Consider the following 20,251-nt stretch of genomic DNA (forward strand, 5'->3'; position numbering starts at 1 on the left):
TTCGCGTAGTGCGGAAGATTGAAGGACAATCGTCAACGCGCCGTTAATGGCTGTGCCGGTTTAGACCTTTAGCTGAGCGCGGCGAGAAACAGCGGTGTCTTGGGGAACACGGTCAGGGCGGCGCTCGCAATGGCGATGCCGTACGGGATGCCGGTTTCGCGGCCGTGCAGGCGCATGGCCCAGTCGGGAGCCATCGTGCCGATCAGGGGAAACTTGCGGAAATAGGCGATGGCGATGGCGAGGAGGCCACCGAACAGTGTCACGTAGATGAGAAACGGGAGCAGATGGTCGAAGCCGATCCAGAGGCCGGCGCCGGCCAGCAACTTGGCGTCGCCGCCGCCGAAGCCGCCTGCGGCAAAGAGCGCGATGCCAGCTGTGAGCACCGCCAGGCCGGCGGCGAAATGGAGCATGACAGTTTGTGCAGGCAACCCGGCCGCGATGGCGGCTGCAATGAAGAAGACGACCAGCGCGATCGAGACCCGGTTGGGGATCGTCATGGTCAGAAGATCATAGGCGCCGCCAAACGCGAGCAGCGCGGGGAAAGCCATCAGCAATGGATACTCTAACACGATTACTACCTCATGGAGCGCCGCCATGGCGGCTGCTGCACCGGGCTTCCTTAGTTATTATTGAAGCCGTCGTTTATTGCCTCGTACTTCGCGACCAGCATGGGGGCCATCTGCTGCAGGGTTGCCAGAATGGCGATCGAAACGATGCTTGCGATCAGTGCGTATTCGATCGATGTGGCGCCGTTCTCGTCCGTCCAGAATTTCGTGAGCAGTGTGGTCATCGGAATCCTCTTCGGATGGTGAGCGCGGGAGACTAGTCGACACGCACCAGTTGCTGGATCTCGCGGGAGCCTATCTCAGAGAGATTAACGCTGCGTGGAAGCGGGTATCCCCGGCGCGAAAAGAAATCGGGGCTCCGAAATGAAAACGGGCCGCCCAGCGTGTGCTTGAGCGGCCCGTGTTCCGTGCAGGATCGCATGGCGATCCGAGGCTCGCTCGGATTAGTTGCCGGCGAGGCCGTCCTTAACTTCGCCGAACGTGTCCGTGAGGCTGGTGCGAACTTCGCCGAGCACCGAGATAATGCCGACGCTGATGATGGCGGCGATCAGGCCGTATTCGATTGCCGTGGCGCCAGACTCGTCCTTGAGGAAACGCGAGAAGATCGTGGTCATGATTTTAACTCCCAATGTCGACTTCGAATTCTTTTTCAGTTCGGTGCGTGGCGTTGGCCGTCGCCCTTGAACTGGAAATGACCCTACGCCCCATCCGTTAAAGTGATGTAAAACCCAGAGGTAAAGATATGAACAAGTCTTGAATGGACGTGAAGAAAACTGATAAAAGTGTATCCAACCAAAGCAACGCAATGTATTTCTATGTGAAGTCTATGTAGTTTTTCGGAGACTCTTCGAGTGTTTGTTCGAAACACATGCGTGCATCGTAATTAATATTCTATTATTCGCGTCTGGCGCTGATTTTCATTTTATTCTCACGCGCGTGATTGCGTGGAGAATGCTGGGGCTGTCAAAAATCGGCGAGGCGGCAGGCCTGCGGACACTCGCGAAGCCTTTTATCGCGGTGCGGGATGCGGGTTCCGTCCTGCACTTTTCGAGCGCTCGAAAACCCGGATAGGCACGCTTTGGCTCTGCCGACGCGCCGCTTCTAACGAAAAACGGGCAGCTCGCGCCGCCCGTTTACACTTGTTTAAGCCTGCTCAGCCGTCAGCGCCGTCCCGCAGAGGGATCTGGCGCGGGTGAAGCACGCTAGTCGTGCTTGCCGTGGCAGTGCTTGTACTTCTTGCCCGAACCGCAAGGGCAGAGCGCATTGCGGGAGATCTTGCCCCACGTTGCAGGCTGGTCGGGATCGACGGCATCGGCCGCGCGGCGGGTTTGGAGCGGCGCGCGCTTTTCCGGCGGACGGGCTGCGCCGCGTCCGCGCGCGGCGATGGCCGCGTCGACCATGGCCAGTTCGTCCGACAACTCGTCCATGCCGGTGGCCGGGTCGATGTGGTGGGCGCGCATTTCCGGCAGTTCGGGCTCATCGAGCGGGCTGTCCCCCTCGCCAGGCGGCGTAAGCTCGACGTGCATGAGCTGGCCGGTAGTCGCCTCGCGCAAGCGCGACAGCAGGCTCTCGAACAGCACGAAGGCTTCGCTCTTGTACTCGTTGAGCGGGTCGCGCTGGCCGTAGGCGCGGAAGCCGATGACCTGACGCAGGTGCTCCAGCGTGACGAGATGCTCGCGCCACAGGTGGTCGAGCGTCTGCAGAAGCACCATCTTTTCGATCTGCCGGTACGTGTCGGGACCGATGCTGGCTGCCTTGGCGGCGGCCTTCTCATCGACGGCGGTCAGCAGGCGCTCGGAGATCTCCTCCTCGGCGATGCCCTCCTCGGCGGCCCACTGCTCAAGTGGCAGGTCGATGTCGAAGATCGCCTGGATGGCGGCGCGCAGCTCCACCATGTTCCACTGCTCGGCGTAGGCGCGCTCCGGAATGTAGCGGCTGACGAGGTCGTTCACGACCTGGTGGCGGAGCTCCCGGACGGTCTCGGAGACGTCGTCCTCGGCCATGATGTCCTTGCGCTGGTCGAAGATGACCTTGCGCTGGTCGTTCATGACGTCGTCGTACTTCAGGATCTGTTTGCGGATGTCGAAGTTGCGCGCTTCGACCTTCTTCTGAGCCATCTCGAGGCTCTTGTTCATCCACGGATGGGTGATCGCTTCGCCTTCCTGCAGACCGAGGGTCTTGAGGACGCTGTCCATGCGGTCCGAGCCGAAGATGCGCATCAGATCGTCATCGAGGGCGAGATAAAACTTGGAGCGGCCGGGGTCGCCCTGACGGCCCGAACGGCCGCGGAGCTGATTGTCGATGCGCCGGCTTTCATGGCGCTCGGTGCCGATCACGTAGAGGCCGCCGGATTCGAGCGCGACAGTCTTCTTCTCGTTGATGGTGGCCTGGATCTCGGCGCGCCGCTTGGCGGTGGCGGCTTCGTCCGGCTCGCGGCCGGCGGCGCGCTCTTCGGAGAGCCAGTCGCGAAGCTGGTACTCGACGTTGCCGCCGAGCTGAATGTCGGTGCCGCGGCCGGCCATGTTGGTGGCGATGGTGACGGCCGCCGGTTTGCCTGCCTGGGCGATGATGCTGGCTTCCTGCTCGTGGTAGCGGGCATTCAGCACCTGATGGGCGATGGGTGCTGCGTCACCCTTGACGTCGGCGATCTCGACCAGATAGGCGCCGATGTCCTTGAAGTAAGCCTTGAGCTCGGCTTCGGGGCTCGACTTGCCTTCCTTGGCGTCCTTGAGGGTCTCGGCCTGAGCAATGAGCGTACGGCCCAGGTTTGCGACGTAGCTCTTGTCCTTCAGAAGCTCGGACAACTGCTCGGACTTTTCGATCGAGGTCGTGCCGACGAGGATCGGCTGGCCGCGCCGGGCGCAGTCCGCAATCGTGGTCACGATGGCGGCAAGCTTTTCCTTCTGGGTGCGGTAGATCTCGTCGTCGTCGTCGATGCGCGACACCTTCAGGTTGGTCGGGATCTCAACCACCTCGAGGCCGTAAATGTCCAAGAATTCAGAGGCTTCCGTCAGTGCCGTACCGGTCATGCCGGCGAGCTTCTTGTAGAGGCGGAAGTAGTTCTGGAAGGTGATCGAGGCTAGCGTCTGGTTCTCGGGCTGGATCTCGACGTGCTCCTTGGCTTCGAGCGCCTGGTGCAAGCCTTCGGAGTAGCGACGGCCCGGCATCATGCGGCCCGTGAACTCGTCGATGATGATCACCTCGCCAGCCTTGACGATGTAATCCTTGTCGCGCTGGAACAGCGAGTGCGCCTTGAGCGCCTGATTGACGTGATGGACGAGGGACACGTTCTCGATGTCGTAGAGCGAGCCCTTGAGGAGGCCCGCTTCGACCAGCATGGCCTCCATGCGCTCGTTGCCGACCTCGTTCAGTGCGACCTGGCGTTGCTTTTCATCGAGGTCGATGTAGCCTTCGAGCTTGAGCTGCTCTTTCAGCTCGTCCTTGGACAGTGCCTTGGACAGCTCCGCCTCGATCTTGGCGTGCTCGGCCATCAGAGCTTTGACGAGGCCGTCGACGGCGACATAGAGGTCGGCGCGATCCTCGAGGGGGCCGGAAATGATCAGCGGCGTGCGCGCTTCGTCGATGAGAATGCTGTCGACTTCGTCCACGATCGCGAAGGCGTGGCCGCGCTGGGACATGTCATCCTTGCGCAGTTTCATGTTGTCGCGCAGGTAGTCGAAGCCGAGCTCGTTGTTGGTGGCGTAGGTGACGTCGGCGGCGTAGGCGGCCTTGCGCTGCTCGTCGTCCAGGCCATGGACGATGGTGTCGACCGAGAGGCCGAGGAAGCGGTAGACCTGACCCATCCATTCGGCGTCGCGCTTGGCGAGGTAGTCGTTGACGGTGACGACGTGGACGCCCTCGCCTGCAATGGCGTTCAGATACACGGCGAGAGTCGCGACGAGGGTCTTACCTTCGCCGGTCTTCATTTCGGCGATGTTGCCTTCATGGAGCACCATGCCGCCGATGAGCTGAACGTCGAAATGACGTTGGCCGAGGGTGCGTTTGGCCGCTTCGCGAACGGTAGCGAAAGCCGGTACCAGGAGATCGTCCAGCGAGGTGCCGTTGCGGTACTGCTCGCGGAACATTTCGGTCCGGGCGCGCAAATCGGCGTCAGAAAGGACTTCGACCTCGCTTTCCAGGGCGTTGATCGCCGCAACGCGGGCGCGAAAGCTCTTGATCCTCCGTTCGTTGGATGAACCGAAGATCTTCGAGGCAATGGTGCCGAAGGAAAGCATCAAGAAAAATCCTCAAAATCATGGGTTTGGCGGAGCAGAGCAGGAGAGATCCGTCTCCCCCTGCGCCAGCTGCCATCCCGTTCTTGGAGCGGTCGTCACCATGAACTGGAGAAGCGCGGTGCGCGCCCATCCGGCCGTTGGCCATTCCGGGGCAGACATAAGGATTGCAACCCGGAAATGTCAACGCGTGGCGGGTTTTCCTTTTGTGCCTGCCCCCGGCCGGCGTTCCGATGCATCCTGAGGCGGTAGAGGGCAAAGTTCTGCAATTGTTAACTTGGCAGCCCGTCGGGGGGTGGTCTAAAGGAAGCCCGGAATTTGCGATCCCGCATCCCCTGCCTCGACCGGACCCATGCAACAGGCGGCCGGCGCACATCGAGGCTACAACCGGCAGGAGCCGTCTCCCGTGATTCAATCCCAAGCCCTCCGCCTCGCCGCCCTCGTGATCGGCGGCGCGCTCGTTCTCGGCCCCAACGCGGCGTCTGCGGATGCGGTGCTGGCCAAGGTCAACGGCCATGAAATCAAGGAATCGGATCTCAAGTTCGCCGAGGCCGAGGTCGGTCCTCAGCTGGCTGAGATGCCGGCCGACAAGCGCAAGCGCCTGCTTCTGGAATTCATCATCGAGATGCGCCTGTTCGCGGACGCTGCCGACAAGGAAAAGCTGACCAGCGGCCCCGACTACGAAAAGCGCCTCGCGTACTGGGAAACGCGCGCCAAGCGCGACGCCTACTACGACGGCTCGATCAAGGGTTCGATCAGCGATGCGCTCGCCAAGAGCATCTACGACGACAAGGTCAAGATGATCCCGGCCGAGGAAGAGGTCGAAGCGCGCCATATCCTGGTCGACAGCGAGGAGAAGGCCAAGGAAGTGCTCGACAAGGTCGCCAAGGGCGAAGACTTCACCAAGCTCGCCGAGGCCTATTCCAGCGATCCGGGCTCCAAGGCGCAGGGCGGCAAGCTCGGCTACTTCTCCAAGGGCCAGATGGTGAAGGAATTCGAGGTTGCGGCGTTCGCTCTCAAGAAGGGTGAAGTCTCGAAGCCCGTGAAGAGCCAGTTCGGCTGGCATGTGATCAAGGTCGACGATCGCCGCACGAAACCGCTGCCGACGTTCGAAGAGGTCAAGGTGCACATCGTCGACAGCATGGTGCAGCAGAAGGGCCAGCAGGCGGCTACCGATCTGCGCGCCAAGGCCAACCTGGAATACGTCGATGCCGCGATCGCCGAGCAGGTGAAGCAGGAGACGGCCATCAACGCTGCCAAGAAGAAGATGTTCGAGCAGCAGATGGAAGACCAGGTGAAGAAGATGGGTGCCGAAGGGCAGGCCAAGGACGCCGCGCCTGAAAACGCCGCGCCTGAAAACAAAGACAGCGCGCCCGAAAAGAAGGACTAGTGAGCGGGCGCTCCGGCTTCGGAGCTAATTCCGCGAACTGAGTGAATTTTGGGGGATACCGGCGTGCCGGGCCATCTGGCTCTTCTCATCGCAATCCTGGCGGAGGTTGCGGCAACCTCCGCGCTCAAGGCATCCGAAGGGTTCAGCAATCTGGGCCCTTCGATTGTCGTGGTGGCCGGTTATGGGGCCGCCTTCTATTTTCTTTCGCTGGCGCTCAAGACGATTCCGATGGGGGTGGCCTATGCCATCTGGTCCGCAGTCGGAATCGTCCTGATCTCGCTTGTCGGTTGGCTCGTGTACGCGCAGAAGCTGGATTTTGCGGCGATGGCCGGTATGGGACTGATCATCGCGGGCGTGCTCGTCTTGAATGTCTTTTCCGGCACGGCTGGGCACTGATACTAGTCTCGGATTCTTTCGCGCCGGGCGCGCAGTCCGCCCGGCTACCCGGAGTTCCGCCGATGGGCAAGACTACCACTCGCTCTCCGTTTGCACCCGAAACCTTGACCGTCCTCGCTCCTCTGGAAGGTGTGCGCTTTGCGACCGCCGAGGCGGGCATCCGCTACCAGGGCCGCACGGACCTGATGGTCGCCGTGCTCGACGAAGGCACGCAGGTGGCCGGCGTGTTCACGCAATCCAAGACCGCGTCGGCGCCGGTGCTGGCCTGCCGCAAGCACCTGAAGAAGGGCGAAGCCAGGCTGCTGGTGGTCAATTCCGGCAACGCGAACGCGTTCACCGGCAAGAAGGGCGCCGAGGCTGTCGACATTACGGTTGAGGCGGGAACGAAGGCTGCCGAGTGCAAGCGCCACGAGGTGTTCGTCGCGTCGACGGGCGTGATCGGCGAGCCGCTCGATGCCTCGCGGTTTGCTCACCTTGTGGCCGGGCTTTCGCAGTCGGCCGTCGCTGACGGCTTCGAGGCCGCGGCGCGCGCCATCATGACCACCGACACCTATCCGAAGATGGCGACGCGGACGGCGCTGATCGGCGACGTCGAGGTCACGATCAACGGCTTCTGCAAGGGGGCTGGCATGATCGCCCCCGACATGGCGACGATGCTCTGCTTCATCTTCACGGACGCCCACATCGCCGCCAAGCCGCTGCAGGCGCTGCTCTCGAAGCATGTCGAGACAACCTTCAACGCCATGACGGTGGATGGCGATACGTCCACGAGCGATACGTGCCTCCTGTTTGCGACCGGCGATGCCAGCGCGCGCGGCCAGGAGCCCGTGACCAAGGTCGGCTCGAAGAAGCTCGAAGCTTTTTCCGAGGCACTGCACGATCTGATGCGCGATCTCGCCATTCAGGTCGCCAAGGACGGCGAGGGGCTGTCGAAGTTCGTGACGTTCATCGTCGAAGGCGCCGAAAGCGAGAAAGCCGCGCGGAAGATCGCGCTCTCCTGCGCCAACTCTCCTATTCTCAAGACCGCGATTGCGGGCGAGGATCCGAACTGGGGGCGCGTGGTGATGGCGGTCGGCAAGTCCGGCGAGGCGGCCGATCGCGACAAGCTGTCGATCTGGTTCGGCGAGCATTGCGTGGCCCGCGACGGCGAGCGGGCGCACGAGTATGACGAAGCGACGGTCGCCTACTACATGAAGGGCCGCGAAATCGTCATCCGCATCGACGTCGGGGTAGGCAAGGCGGCCGCGCACGTGTGGACCTGCGATCTCACGCACGACTATGTGTCCATCAACGCGGACTATCGCAGCTGATCACCTAGGAGTGTTCCGGACTGGCCTCGGCGGTCAATTGCCGCGAGGATCGTCGTCACGCGTGTATCGACCGGTTCGCAAGGTTCTGTCCCCGGACAGGACATTCAATGCTGCAGCATCAGGGAGGTGGCCTTTGACACCCGACTTTTGGCTTGAGAGATGGCAGAAGGGCGACATCGGTTTTCACCAGTCGCGCGTGCACGACTTCCTGCCGAAGTACTGGCCGCAGTTGAAGGTCGAGCGCGGCGCTGCCGTGTTCGTGCCGCTCTGCGGCAAGAGCCTCGACATGATGTGGCTGGCCGGAAACGGCTACAAGGTCATCGGCGTCGAGCTTTCGCCGTTGGCGGTCGACGACTTCTTTCGCGAGCACGATCTCGAAGCCGAGACGCGCTCTGCAGGGCCGTTCGTGGTGCGCTCGTCCGGTCCCTTCACGATCTGGTGCGGGGATCTGTTCGAGCTGCCGGCGGAGGCGCTGGTTGACGTCAAGGCTGCCTACGACAGGGCCGCGCTCGTGGCGCTGCCGCCGAGCCTGCAGACGCGCTATGCGGAAACGCTGAGCAGCATCCTTCCGGCTGCCGCGCCGATCCTGCTTGCCAGTCTCTATTATCCGCAAGGCGAGATCTCGGGGGCCGCCGTTCTCGACGCCGTTGGCCCAGATCGCGGCGCTGTTCGGCGAAACGCATGCGATCCGGCTCGCGGAAACGCGCGACGGGCTCGAGCAGAGCCAGAACCTCAAATCGCGTGGCGTCACGACGCTCGACGAGTCGGCCTACATTCTCACGCGCAGGAAGGTCTAGGCGCTACGCCACGGCGTCGGGCGCGGAGCGGATGGCGTCGTAGATGAGGGCGAGCTCGGCTTCCGTGATGCCATAGGGCGGCATCACGTAGATCGTGTTGCCAAGCGGGCGCAGCAGGACGCCGTGCGAGAGGCTGTGCGCCCTGAGCTTCAGTCCCACCGCCGCGAGGTAGCCTTCGTCCGCGACCTTGAGGTCGACGGCGGTGATGGTGCCAAGGCGGCGCGGGTTCTCGAAGCGCGGATCGGTGAGCGCGCGCAGGGCCGCTTCCTGCATCTCGCCGAGTTTGCGGACGCGGTCGGCCACCGGCTCGGTGTCCCAGATGCCGAGGTTTGCGAGAGCCGCGGCGCAGCAGACGGGATTGGCGGTAAAGCTCGACGAGTGGAACAGCGTGCGGGCGCGGTCGGTCGAGACGTGGGCGTCGAAGATGCGTTCGCTGGCGAGCGTCGCGGCGAGGGGCAGCGATCCGCCCGTGAGGCCCTTAGCGGTGCAGAGGATATCGGGTGCGACGGCGGCCTGTTCGCACGCGAAGAGCGTGCCGGTGCGGCCCCAGCCGGTCATGACTTCATCCGCGATGAACAGCGCGCCGTGGCGGTCGCAGATGCGCTTCATTTCGGCGAGTGCGGCGGGGCTGTACATCAGCATGCCGCCGGCGCCGGCAATCAACGGCTCGGCGATGAAAGCGGCGAGATCGCCGTTGCGGCCGGCCGCGTCCAGCGCGTCGAAGGTGGCCTGTTCTTGTCCCGCGAAAGGAAACGGAATGCGGACGACATCGAACAGGAGCGGCGCATAGGCGGCGTTGAATACGCCGCGGCTGCCGGCCGACATGGTGCCGATGGTGTCACCGTGATAACCGTGCTCGAGGGCGGCAATGCGGGTGCGCGCCGCGCCGATGTTGCGCCAGTAACCGAGCGCCATCTTGAGCGCGACCTCGACCGACGTCGAGCCGCTGTCCGAATAGAACACGTGCGTGAGACCGGCGGGGGCGCGTTCGATCAGTTTTTCGGCCAGCCGCTCGGCGGGCTCGTGCGTGAAGCCTGCAAAGATCACCTGATCGAGCTTGTCGAGCTGATCGCGGACGGCCGCGACGATGGCCGGATGGCGGTGGCCGTGCGTGATGACCCACCACGACGAGATGGCATCCAGGATGCGCGTGCCGTTGGCCGTTTCGAGCCATGCGCCGTCGCCGCCGGAGATGGCGGTCGCGGGCGCGTCGAGGCCGTGCTGCGTGAAGGGGTGCCAGACCGCCGAGCGTCTCATCAGCGGAAATCCTCAACGTCGAAGTGCGCGGCGAAGGCGTGCGCAAGGCTGTCACGGTCGAGCGGCGCGATGTGTGGCAGGCGCCCGAGCGCCCGCACATTGCCCATCTCTGCAATCGTGCGCTGGGTGTCGGGCATCTCGTCGCCAACGAAGGCAATGCCGAGGATCGGGATGTTGCGGCCGTTGAGCGCTTCGATCGAAAGCAGGCTGTGGTTGATGGTGCCGAGCGCGGTGCGCGCGACGAGCACGACCGGCCAGCGCCAGGCCGCGAAGACGTCGATCATCAGGGCCTGGCGGTTGACCGGCACCATCAGGCCGCCTGCGCCTTCGACGACAAACGGGCCTTGCACATCCGGCGCGGCAAGATCGGCGAGGCTGATCTCGATGCCTTCGGCTTCGGCGGCGCGGTGGGGGGAGGCGGGCATCGCCAGACGGTAGCGTTCGGGGAGCAGGCGGGCAGGCGCGAGGCCGGACAGGGCCTGCACGCGCTCTCTATCGCCCGCGCCGTCTCCGCCGTCGTCGTCGAGGCCGCATTGGATCGGTTTCCAGTAGGTCGCGCCGAGCGCTCCGGCGAGGGCGGCGGCAAACACCGTCTTGCCGATGCCGGTATCGGTGCCCGTCACGATGATGCCCTGGGTCATGCGGGCACCCGCTGCAGGATGACGGCGAGGGCGTCGACGAGGCGGGCGGTTGCCTCCTCGCCGGCGTTGAGGGTGAGGGAAATGCGTAGGCGCGCGGTGCCTTCCGGGACAGTCGGCGGGCGCACGGCGCGGACATCGAAGCCCTGCGCGACGAGGGTTCGCGCCACGTCCATCGCCCTCTCGTCGGCACCGAGTACGACCGGCTGGATGTGTGAGCCCGAGGGCGCGATGGCACATCGATCCGCAAGGCTGCGTCCGGCGAAGGCGACGAGGCTGGCGAGGCGTTCGCGGCGTGCCGGCTCGCGGCGCACGAGACCGAGGGCTGCGCGCACGGCGGCGGCCATCAGGGGCGAGGGCGCGGTGGCGTAGATGAAAGGGCGCGCGCGATTGATCAGGAATTCGCGGATGACGCTCGGGGCGAGCACGAGGGCGCCGGTGGCGCCGAGCGCCTTGCCGCAGGTATGCAGTGAGATCACGTCCGGGGCGCCTTCGAGCGCGTGGCCGAGGCCGCGCCCGTCCGGGCCGAGGACACCGGTGGCGTGGGCTTCGTCGATCACGAGCATGGCGTCATGGCGCCGGGCCACCTGGATCAGTTCCGCCAGCGGCGCGCAGTCGCCGTCCATCGAATAGAGGCTTTCGACGGCGATCCACGGCCGTCCCATGCCGCCGCCTTCGCGCCAGCGGCGGATGGCGTCGTCGAAGCTTTGGGCGTCGTTGTGGGCGGCGGGAGCAGTTGCGGCCTTGCCTGCGCGCATGCCGTCGATGACGCTCGCGTGGATCAGCGCATCGTGCACCACGAGGTCGCCGCGCGCGGGGAGCGTCGAGAAGAGGGCGTAGTTCGCAACGAAGCCGCCGCCGAAATAGAGGCAGCTCTCGGCGCCGAAGAAGCTTGCGGCTTCCTCTTCCAGCGCCTCATGCTCGGGATCGTTGCCGCGCAGCAGGCGCGATCCGCCCGCGCCGATCGCGACGCCCCGGTCGAGCGCGGCGGCGACCGCCTCAACGAGCTCGGGTGCATTGGCGAGACCCAGGTAGTCGTTGGAGGAGAAGTCGATGCCGCTGCGGGCGGCGAGACCACGCAGGCGTCCGCGACGCTCCAGCGCCCTTAGAGCCCGCTCGTGGCTGTCTGACATGTCGTGGTCCCGGAGCAGCCGCATCCCGCGTGCTCCGTGTCGGTGGTGTCTGCCGTCGATGCGGCCGGCTGGCCTTCGAGCACCATCGGCTCGATGCCGAGCTTGTTGAAGAGCGCCTGGTCCTTGTCCTCGCCGGGATTGTCGGCCGTGAGCAAGGTGTCGCCGCAGAAGATCGAATTTGCACCCGCGAAGAAGCACAGCGCCTGTGTTTCCTCGCTCATTTCGGTGCGGCCGGCGGACAGGCGCACGAACGAGGTCGGCATCATGATGCGGGCGAGCGCGATGACACGGATGAAGGCGATCGGATCGACCTTCTTGCGGTTCTCGAGCGGCGTGCCCGGAATGGGGATCAGCATGTTGATCGGCACGCTTTCGGGGTGCTCGTCGAGGTTGGCGAGCGTGATCAGCATGTCGATGCGGTCTTCGATGGTTTCGCCGAGGCCGACGATGCCGCCCGAGCAGACCTTGATGCCCGCTTCACGCACGCGCGCGAGTGTGTCCAGGCGGTCCGAGAACGAGCGCGTCTTGATGATCTCGGAGTAGTAGCGCTCGGAGGTGTCGATGTTATGATTGTAGTAGTCGAGGCCGGCGTGCTGGAGCTGGGCGACGTCCGTGTCGGACAGCATGCCGAGCGTCATGCAGGTTTCCATGCCGAGCGCCTTGACGCCTTCGACCATGGCGACGACGGAGTCCATGTCGCGCGACTTCGGCGAGCGCCAGGCGGCGCCCATGCAATAGCGCGTGGCGCCCTGCTCCTTGGCCTTTTTCGCCTCTGCGATGACGCGCTGGACTTCCATCAGCTTCGAGGCCTTGAGGCCGGATTCGTGATGGGCGGACTGGCTGCAGTAGCCGCAATCCTCGGCGCAGCCGCCGGTCTTGATCGACAGCAGGCGGGCGAGCTGGACCTTGTTGGGGTCGAAATGGCGGCGCTGCACGGTTGCGGCGCGGAACAGGAGATCGTTGAACGGCAGGTCGTGGATCGCCTGCGCCTCGGCCCGGGTCCAGTCATGGCGGACTACGTCGCGGAGCCCGTCGGCGGCGTTGGCGGGCATCGGGACGACATGCACGTTCATCGAGGGTCTTCTCCAACTTTGCGGCCGGCGCATCGTAGGGTACGGCGGTTCGATTGGGAACCGCCTCCCGGCGCATCAGCCTGCATACTCTTGTATTGTATTCTGTATCGTATTCGTCAACTTGCAGCCTTGGGAAGCCCTCGGGCGCGCGCCCCCGGCAGGCCTGGCCGGGTGGGGATGTTTGCACCGCCCTGGCCCGGGACCGCAAGGCACAATTTACCAAAAACAGGCCCTCCAGCGCTTACCAGCACCCGGCAGAACGTACAGAAACTGAAAGTGGTTAGCGCGAATGGTCGCTTGCTTTGAGCGGGCACATGCGAAAGGCTGGCCATGTTGGGTCGATTTGGGCGTTCGCAAACGTGCGCCCGATCGAAATTGGGGAGACGAAAGTATGGATCTTACGTCATTGCTTATTCAGGCTGTCAGCGGCGCCATCGGCGGCAATGCGGCCAACGCAGTTGCAAAGAACGATGCTCTGGGAACGCTCGGCAACACCATTGCAGGTGCTCTCGGCGGCGGACTTGGTGGCCAGATCCTCGGCCCGCTGCTCGGGCTCGGAGGCGCTGCCGCGACGTCCGGCCTCGACATCAACGCCATCATCTCCGGTTTCGCGACCGGTGGTGTGAGCGGCGCTGTTACGGCGCTCGTGCTCGGAATCATCAAGGCCAAGCTCGCCGGCTAAGCTCAATCATCAGGTTGGCGACGGCCGGTTCATAAGGACCGGCCGTCGGACCTGAGACAGCTTACTTCGCGATCCTGCCGCCGCCCTGGCGCGTGATGGCGACGATTGCCGGACGCGGCGGGACACCGTCCTTGAAGTCCGGCCACCGCGTCAGCGGCGCTTCGAACGTCGACGGCGTGCCGCCGGCCTCGTCCGGTGTTTCGCCGGGGTGCTGGACGGAGACGAAGAACGTCTCCAGGTCGGGCGTGAAACACGGCCCGCACATTTCCGCGCCGACCGGCACCTGGAAGAAGCAGCGCGCAAGGCCACGCTGCGTGCCCTCCGTGTCGATCGCCCAGATGCCGTCGTTGCGCCCCGTGCGGCGGCCTGCATTGCCGTCCGTCGCAACCCAGAGCCGGCCTTCGGCGTCGACCGCGAAGTTGTCCGGCATGGCGAACCACCCGTTCGCAGAGGTGGCCGGGTTGAAGCTCGCGCCGACCTCGGCGACCTCGGGCGAGCCGCACTTCAAGAGAATGTCCCACGTGAAGGTGGGGGCCGCGTGGTCGCCGCCGGTGGGTGTCAGTTCAATGATGTGGCCGAAAGTGTTGGGCCCGCGCGGGTTGGCGGCATCCGTGCCGTCAGCCTTGCGTTTGCTGTTGTTGGTGAGCGCCAGATAGACCTTTCCGTTGCGCGGATTGACTTCGATGTCCTCAGGCCGGTCCATGCGCGTTGCGCCCAGAAGGTCGGCGGCGAGGCGCGCGTGAATGACGACATCGCCCTGGTCCTGGAAGCCGTTCTGCTGCGAGAGCCAAACCTGGCCGTCCTTGTTGGCGCGGCCGTGGACGAGCGGCAGCCACTCGCCGGTGCCGTCGGCGTGGAAGCGGGCGACGGACAGCTCGCCATGATCGAGCAGGTGCTTGTTGGCGGCGCGATTTTCAGCGTCGACCTTGCCGTCGGTGACAAAGCGATAGACGTAGTCGAAGCGCTCGTCGTCGCCCTGGTAGACGACGAACCGGCCGTCGGAGTTGACGATGTTGCCCGCGCCCTCGTGCTTGAAGCGGCCCATGGCAGTGCGCTTGACCGGCGTAGAGGTGGGATCGAACGGATCGATTTCCACGACCCAGCCGAACCGGTTCGGTTCATTCGGCTCCTTCAGTGCGTCGAAGCGGTCGTGGAAGCGGCCCCACGCGTACCATTCGGCGGGCGCGCCATAGCGGCGTAGCGCGCGGGCTTCGGGCGTGATCGGCTCGGCCGCCGCCTTGCCCCAGAAGTAGCCGTTGAAGTTCTCTTCACAGGTGAGCCACGTGCCCCACGGCGTGACGCCGCCGGCGCAGTTGTTGAGCATGCCGAGGACGCGCGTGCCGGCTGGATCGGCCGACGTTTTCATGCGGGCGTGACCGGCGGCGGGGCCGGACACGTCCATCGGCGTTTCGGCCGTGATGCGGCGCGCAAACTTCGAGCCCGGCACGACGCTCCATTTGCCGTCGACCCGGCGGATTTCGAGCACGGAGCCGCCGTGGGCCGTCATCTCTGCGTCGACGATCTCGCGCGTCACGGCGTGGAAATCGGCGTTCTTGTCGCTGCGCGGGCTGAGGCCCGGGAACATCAGCTCGCCGTTGGTGTACTCGTGATTGACCACGAGGAGGCCATGATCCGAGCGGCCGTCGATGGGGAGGTAGCCAAGGAAATCGTTGTTGTAGCCGTATTGGAGGCGCTGGGCGGCGGCGTTCGGCTTGCCGGGCTCGAACGCGGGGGCATCCGCGAGCACCGCATCGCCCCAGCGGATCAGGACGTCGGCGTCGTAGCCTTCAGCGACGTGGTGGGTCGGCGAGTCCGGCGTGACGGTGAGTTCGGCGAACGAGAACTGGCTCGCGTCCGGCTGCGTCTCGCCCGAAGCCGGGGCGGCGGACAGCGCGTCGGGCCAGATCAGCTCGGCGGCGACCGCGACGGCGGCCAGCCCCTTCACCAGGTCGCGCCGGGACAGCCGCTCGGCCACGAGGTCGCCCATGGTGGGACCCGAGGTGGTGTTGGAGCCCTTGTTCTCGGCCGCTTCGAAGGCGACGGCGGGCGGCAGCCGATTGCTGGACATGTCGGGGTGCTCCTTGGGGCCATGCACGGAGGGATCATGCAGGAAGGGATCGAGCGCGAACTCCTGCGCGCGAGATCCGCCTTAGCGCGTCCGTTTCACCGGTTGATGACGGTAATTGCGTAAGGAACGCCGGGCCTTTCTCCACGTTGCCGCAGGCGGTTTCGCAAAGACTGCGCTGGGCATTAAGCGGGCGCGCTTCTCCCTATACGGCGTTTTTTGTCGAATTAAAAACAGTGCGAAACTCATCAAAGTTTCGTTATTGCCTTCCTTTGATCGGTTTCTTTCTGATCAAATACCGAGCAGCCTCGTCGTATCTCAGAGGCGCGTATGCGAGGTCTCTGCCACGTAGCCGGGGCCCGATGTAGGGAGTTCAAGGCATGGCAACACAAGCGGGGTTCGATCCGAACGCTTTTGGTCCGTTCGGCGCGTTGTTTCAAAACTACGTTTCAGCCCTCGAGACGTTCAGCCAGGGGCGGTCGCCATTCGGAGACCTGCCGGGGTTCGACCCTCAGGCGATGGCCTCCCAGGTTACTGCACCGCTGAAGGTAGCGGCGCGCTGCCAGCTCGAAGTGATGGGGCTCGCCAATCGCCGCCTGCAAGCCTATCTGCAAACGCCGTCGCGTCTCGCGCTCTGCCGGACGCCGCACGATTTCCTCAATGAACAGATGGCGTTCTTCCACACGGCGATGGAGCAGTACGGCGAGAGCTCGCAGAAGATTACGGACGCCTGGGCGCATCTGATGCCGTCGTCGGCCGGAGCACGCATCGAGCGCGATTACATCAGCTTCAACAACGGCAGCGGCAAGGAACACGGCGCGCCCGTGAAGCAGGACGCCGCGACCAAGCAGCGACGCGTCGCCTGAGGCTTCGCAGTCTTGAATTCGACGCGCGTTGCAATGACTTAAGGCTTGCAGTCGGAATTCGCCGTCGCGAATGACCCGCGGCGGCTTTGGCGTGCCTATTTCAGGGCGGCGAGACCCTCTCCGAAACCGGCAAGAGATATGGGAATGCCGATACCGGCTTCCTCGGTTTGGAAAATAATGAAGATGGCTGTTTTGCCGGTTTTGAGCTGCTCGATCAGCTTATCTTCGACAGTGACCTGAGCATAGCACGCAAAGGTATGGCAGCGCAGGAACGGCGCATGGCCGATGTCGGCGCCGTCAATCTTGAGGCCGACGCCCGGCGGCAGCAGGATGCCCACGGGGGCGAACACGCGCAGCACCCTGACGCCGTTCGAGAACTGCTGGAAGTAGATCGTCAGGCCGACGTTCTGGCGGTCTTCGGCGGTGACGCTTTGCACGAGCGCGCAGGCTTCGTGCTTAGCGCCCGGCGGCGGCGGTTTGCAGACGTACTGCCAGTCGCCGTACTGACCCTTCACCGTGCCGTCGGCGAACTGAGGCGGGAGGGCTGCGGCCTTCGCCGACTCACCGGTCTCCGCTGCTCCGGCGAGCGCAGCGTCCGGCAGCAGTAATCCCGTGCTGAGCAGTCCCATTATCGGCGCGTATAACGCGGCGCACAAAATACGTAAGGAGCGGAGAGCGGACAGGCGATGGCGCCCATGCGTCACGGCGTTGGTGTTGGGCATGTGTTTTTCAAAGGTCCCCGAAATGCGCGCCGATGCTGTCCTTCGACTGCCTGCAAACAGCGCATCCGCGGCTCTAGCGCACCGTCATCGTCTCGGCGAGGAAAAAGGCCAAAGTGGGACTCGGTGGTGCAACTCGTGCAGGTCGGCGACGGCCTGTGGTTGTGATGACGCTTCGGATCAGCGCGTGGAGCGTCGCGTCGATGTTGCGGCGCAATAGATATTGTCGGGCGATGCTGCGGCATTAAGCGGGGTTAGAGCGCAGAAAACTTGACTTGAGACGTGTTTGACGATTGTGCTCTCTGGTTTTGGGGGATTTCTGCCATAGGCGCACATTCGAGCAGTTGAATGTGGCGACATGGGGCCTTTTTGGGGGTCCCGTTCGGGCCGGCGCGCTGGCCGGGCAAGACGATCGGCAAGATCGAACGAACCGAAACAAGGGAGATTCCCAGCACACCAGCTGGGACACGAACCGGGGAGCGGAGAATGCTGAATTGGATTTTCAAGTGTGGGCCGAAGGCGGCGCTTGCAGGGCTTGCAACGCTGCTGCTGCCTGCGGCCGCGTCGGCTGAGGGCATGGGCCAGTCCCTTCCCGGGCAGATGACCCTGCAGGCTGCCGCGACCCCGATCGCGCGCGAGCTGCACGACTTCTACCACCTGACGAACACGATCATCATCGCGATCGCCATCTTCGTGCTGATCCTGATGCTCTACGTGATGTTCCGCTTCAGCGAGAAGCGCAACAAGACCCCCAGCACCACGACCCATCACACGTTGCTGGAAGTGGCCTGGACGGTCATCCCGATCCTGATCCTCGTCGTGATCGCGATCCCGTCGTTCAAGCTTCTGATGAACCAGTACACGTACCCGAAGCCGGACGTGACCATCAAGGCGATCGGCAACGCCTGGTTCTGGGAGCACGAGTACCCGGACTTCGGCAACTTCTCGGTTACGTCCAACATGCTGACGGACGAGGAAGTCGCTGAGCGCAACCAGAAGGGCATTCCGACGCCCCGCCTGCTCGGCGTCGACAACGAGATCGTCGTGCCGGTCAACAAGGTCGTGCACGTGCTGGTGACCTCGAACGACGTCATCCACAACTGGACCATCCAGTCCTTCGCCTCGAAGGTGGACGCAGTTCCCGGCCGCCTGACCTCGACCTGGTTCCAGGCCGAGAAGGAAGGCGTCTACTACGGCCAGTGCTCCGAACTCTGCGGTCTCAACCACGCCTTCATGCCGATCGCGGTTCGCGTGGTTTCGGATTCCGTGTTCAGCGAGTGGGCCGGTGCGATGCAGGCCAAGGATCGCAAGAAGGCAAAAGAGATCCTCGACAAGGTGGCTCTCGAGCAGGCGAGCATGAAGACCGCCGCTGCTGCTGAATAACGCGCTGGAGCGCACAATCGGCGGCCGTCGCTACGGCCGCCGACCTGAACCCAGGAACGGAAACACCCAGGTCAACAAAGGTTTTACAAATGGGTAGCACCGCTGCACACGCCGACGACCACGATCACGCCCCAACCGGGCTTCGTCGTTGGCTTTTCTCGACCAACCACAAAGACATCGGCACGATGTACCTGATCTTCGGCATGATCGCCGGCCTGATCGGCGGCGGCCTGTCGATTGCCATGCGTCTCGAGCTCGCTGAGCCGGGCATGCAGTATTTTGCCAACCCGCATACCTTCAACGTGTTCGTGACCGGCCACGGTCTCATCATGGTGTTCTTCATGGTGATGCCGTCGACGATGGGCGGCTTCGGCAACTGGTTCGTGCCGCTGCAGATCGGCGCGCCGGACATGGCGTTCCCGCGCATGAACAACATCTCGTTCTGGCTGCTGCCGGTCGCTCTGTCGCTGCTCGTGATCTCGATGTTCGTCGAGGGTCCGTCGGGCATGCACGGCGTCGGCGCGGGCTGGACGATGTACGCTCCGCTGTCGACCGCAGGTCATCCTGGGCCGGCCGTCGATCTCGCGATCCTTGCGCTTCACATCGCAGGCGCTTCGTCGATCCTCGGTGCGATCAACTTCATCACCACCATCTTCAACATGCGCGCTCCGGGCATGACGCTCCACAAGATGCCGCTGTTCGTGTGGTCGGTGCTGATCACCGCGTTCCTGCTGCTTCTCTCGCTCCCGGTTCTCGCCGGCGCGATCACGATGCTGCTCACGGACCGTAACTTCGGCACGACGTTCTTCTCGCCGGCCGGCGGTGGCGACCCGATCCTGTACCAGCATCTGTTCTGGTTCTTCGGCCATCCCGAAGTTTACATTCTGATCCTGCCCGGCTTCGGCATGGTCAGCCACATCATCGCTACGTTCTCGCGCAAGCCGGTGTTCGGTTATCTCGGCATGGCCTACGCCATGGTTGCCATCGGCCTCGTCGGCTTCATCGTGTGGGCGCACCACATGTACGCAGCCGGCATCAACGTGAACACGCAGGCCTACTTCGTGTTCGCCACGATGGTGATCGCGGTTCCCACGGGCGTTAAGATCTTCTCGTGGATCGCAACGATGTGGGGCGGCTCGCTGCAGTTCAAGCTGCCGATGATCTGGGCGCTTGGCTTCATCTTCCTGTTCACGGTGGGTGGCGTCACGGGCGTCATGCTGGCCAACGCCGGCGTCGACCGCGCGCTGCACGACACCTACTACGTCGTCGCGCACTTCCACTACGTGCTGTCGCTTGGCGCCGTGTTCTCGATCTTCGCGGGCTACTACTACTGGTTCCCGAAGATGACCGGCTACATGTACTCGGACTTCTGGGGCAAGCTGCACTTCTTCATCACGTTCATCGGTGCGAACGTGCTGTTCTTCCCGCAGCACTTCCTCGGCCTCGCCGGCATGCCGCGCCGCTATGTGGACTACCCGGATGCCTACGCATTCTGGAACCACGTCTCGTCGATCGGCTCGTACATGACGGCTGTCGGTACGCTCTGCTTCTTCATCGGTGTGTTCGTCGCGCTCGCCCGCAAGGTGCCGGCCGGAAACAACCCGTGGGGCGTGGGCGCCACGACGCTCGAGTGGACGCTGCCTTCGCCGCCTGCCTATCACTCGTTCGAGACGCTGCCGCGCATCACGGGCAGCTCGCACCACTAGTGTGATCGGCGGGGACGGAAGCCTCGCCGGCTACATTT

Annotated in this window: 18 protein-coding genes and 1 pseudogene; 9 read left to right on the plus strand and 10 right to left on the minus strand. The window is 64.0% G+C overall.

What is annotated here, in order from left to right; genetic code table 11:
• Window positions 1-68 precede the first annotated feature (68 nt).
• From K2Y42_RS17150 to secA, 4 genes are all read right to left on the minus strand, one after another.
• Window positions 69-548 (minus strand): prepilin peptidase, encoded by a 480-nt coding sequence (locus K2Y42_RS17150; RefSeq protein ID WP_291154684.1) that lies wholly within the window; start codon window positions 546-548, stop codon window positions 69-71.
• Between the two features lie 71 nt (window positions 549-619).
• On the minus strand, window positions 620-790 hold the full coding sequence (locus K2Y42_RS17155; protein ID WP_291154686.1) for a Flp family type IVb pilin: 171 nt from the start codon (window positions 788-790) through the stop codon (window positions 620-622).
• A gap of 219 nt (window positions 791-1,009) precedes the next feature.
• Window positions 1,010-1,180: a Flp family type IVb pilin gene (locus K2Y42_RS17160; protein ID WP_291154688.1), complete on the minus strand. Its 171-nt coding sequence runs from the start codon at window positions 1,178-1,180 to the stop codon at window positions 1,010-1,012.
• Between the two features lie 588 nt (window positions 1,181-1,768).
• On the minus strand, window positions 1,769-4,801 hold the full coding sequence (gene secA, locus K2Y42_RS17165; protein ID WP_291154689.1) for a preprotein translocase subunit SecA: 3,033 nt from the start codon (window positions 4,799-4,801) through the stop codon (window positions 1,769-1,771).
• Between the two features lie 403 nt (window positions 4,802-5,204).
• Here secA and K2Y42_RS17170 point away from each other — a divergent pair, with 403 nt between their 5' ends.
• The 5 genes and pseudogenes from K2Y42_RS17170 to K2Y42_RS17190 all read left to right on the plus strand — a co-directional run bounded on the left by K2Y42_RS17170 (window position 5,205) and on the right by K2Y42_RS17190 (window position 8,691).
• Window positions 5,205-6,188 (plus strand): peptidylprolyl isomerase, encoded by a 984-nt coding sequence (locus K2Y42_RS17170; protein WP_291154691.1) that lies wholly within the window; start codon window positions 5,205-5,207, stop codon window positions 6,186-6,188.
• Between the two features lie 63 nt (window positions 6,189-6,251).
• A complete protein-coding gene (locus K2Y42_RS17175; RefSeq protein WP_291154693.1) occupies window positions 6,252-6,584 on the plus strand; it encodes a multidrug efflux SMR transporter in 333 nt (110 codons plus the stop codon).
• 62 nt (window positions 6,585-6,646) lie between these two features.
• Window positions 6,647-7,894 (plus strand): bifunctional glutamate N-acetyltransferase/amino-acid acetyltransferase ArgJ, encoded by a 1,248-nt coding sequence (gene argJ, locus K2Y42_RS17180; protein ID WP_291154695.1) that lies wholly within the window; start codon window positions 6,647-6,649, stop codon window positions 7,892-7,894.
• Window positions 7,863-8,468, plus strand: a pseudogene (locus tag K2Y42_RS17185) (hypothetical protein); the annotation flags it as partial. The gene argJ and the pseudogene K2Y42_RS17185, both read left to right, overlap by 32 nt.
• A 73-nt stretch (window positions 8,469-8,541) precedes the next feature.
• Complete coding sequence (locus K2Y42_RS17190; protein WP_291154847.1) at window positions 8,542-8,691, plus strand: hypothetical protein; 150 nt, start codon at window positions 8,542-8,544, stop codon at window positions 8,689-8,691.
• A gap of 3 nt (window positions 8,692-8,694) precedes the next feature.
• Here K2Y42_RS17190 and K2Y42_RS17195 read toward each other — a convergent pair whose 3' ends face one another.
• Genes K2Y42_RS17195 through bioB form a run of 4 tightly spaced genes read right to left on the minus strand, consistent with a single transcriptional unit; the run spans window position 8,695 to window position 12,771 of the window.
• The gene (locus K2Y42_RS17195) at window positions 8,695-9,948 is read right to left on the minus strand and encodes an adenosylmethionine--8-amino-7-oxononanoate transaminase (protein ID WP_291154696.1); all 1,254 of its coding nucleotides are present in this window, start codon (window positions 9,946-9,948) and stop codon (window positions 8,695-8,697) included.
• A complete protein-coding gene (bioD, locus tag K2Y42_RS17200; protein ID WP_291154698.1) occupies window positions 9,948-10,589 on the minus strand; it encodes a dethiobiotin synthase in 642 nt (213 codons plus the stop codon). Before bioD ends, K2Y42_RS17195 begins: the two co-directional genes overlap by 1 nt.
• Window positions 10,586-11,719, minus strand: a complete 1,134-nt coding sequence (locus tag K2Y42_RS17205) for an 8-amino-7-oxononanoate synthase (RefSeq protein WP_291154700.1) — start codon at window positions 11,717-11,719, stop codon at window positions 10,586-10,588. The genes bioD and K2Y42_RS17205 overlap by 4 nt, the downstream gene beginning before the upstream one ends.
• Window positions 11,692-12,771 carry a biotin synthase BioB gene (bioB, locus tag K2Y42_RS17210; protein WP_291154849.1) on the minus strand — a complete coding sequence of 360 codons (1,080 nt, stop codon included), beginning with the start codon at window positions 12,769-12,771 and terminating at the stop codon, window positions 11,692-11,694. Before bioB ends, K2Y42_RS17205 begins: the two co-directional genes overlap by 28 nt.
• A gap of 412 nt (window positions 12,772-13,183) precedes the next feature.
• On the opposite strand from bioB, the gene K2Y42_RS17215 reads away from it, so the two are divergent.
• On the plus strand, window positions 13,184-13,474 hold the full coding sequence (locus K2Y42_RS17215; RefSeq protein WP_291154701.1) for a hypothetical protein: 291 nt from the start codon (window positions 13,184-13,186) through the stop codon (window positions 13,472-13,474).
• 61 nt (window positions 13,475-13,535) lie between these two features.
• On the opposite strand, the gene K2Y42_RS17220 is transcribed toward K2Y42_RS17215, so the two are convergent.
• The gene (locus tag K2Y42_RS17220; protein ID WP_291154703.1) at window positions 13,536-15,542 is read right to left on the minus strand and encodes a PhoX family phosphatase; all 2,007 of its coding nucleotides are present in this window, start codon (window positions 15,540-15,542) and stop codon (window positions 13,536-13,538) included.
• Between the two features lie 377 nt (window positions 15,543-15,919).
• Here K2Y42_RS17220 and K2Y42_RS17225 point away from each other — a divergent pair, with 377 nt between their 5' ends.
• On the plus strand, window positions 15,920-16,405 hold the full coding sequence (locus K2Y42_RS17225; RefSeq protein WP_291154704.1) for a hypothetical protein: 486 nt from the start codon (window positions 15,920-15,922) through the stop codon (window positions 16,403-16,405).
• Between the two features lie 95 nt (window positions 16,406-16,500).
• Here the strand turns inward: K2Y42_RS17225 and K2Y42_RS17230 are convergent, their stop codons facing one another.
• Complete coding sequence (locus K2Y42_RS17230; RefSeq protein ID WP_291154707.1) at window positions 16,501-17,034, minus strand: invasion associated locus B family protein; 534 nt, start codon at window positions 17,032-17,034, stop codon at window positions 16,501-16,503.
• 576 nt (window positions 17,035-17,610) lie between these two features.
• Here K2Y42_RS17230 and coxB point away from each other — a divergent pair.
• Window positions 17,611-18,507: a cytochrome c oxidase subunit II gene (coxB, locus tag K2Y42_RS17235; RefSeq protein ID WP_291154709.1), complete on the plus strand. Its 897-nt coding sequence runs from the start codon at window positions 17,611-17,613 to the stop codon at window positions 18,505-18,507.
• Window positions 18,508-18,596: 89 nt separating this feature from the next.
• The gene (gene ctaD / locus K2Y42_RS17240; RefSeq protein ID WP_291154711.1) at window positions 18,597-20,213 is read left to right on the plus strand and encodes a cytochrome c oxidase subunit I; all 1,617 of its coding nucleotides are present in this window, start codon (window positions 18,597-18,599) and stop codon (window positions 20,211-20,213) included.
• Window positions 20,214-20,251: the final 38 nt, after the last annotated feature.

This window comes from Hyphomicrobium sp. (assembly GCF_019744875.1).
Classification (GTDB): domain Bacteria; phylum Pseudomonadota; class Alphaproteobacteria; order Rhizobiales; family Hyphomicrobiaceae; genus Hyphomicrobium_C.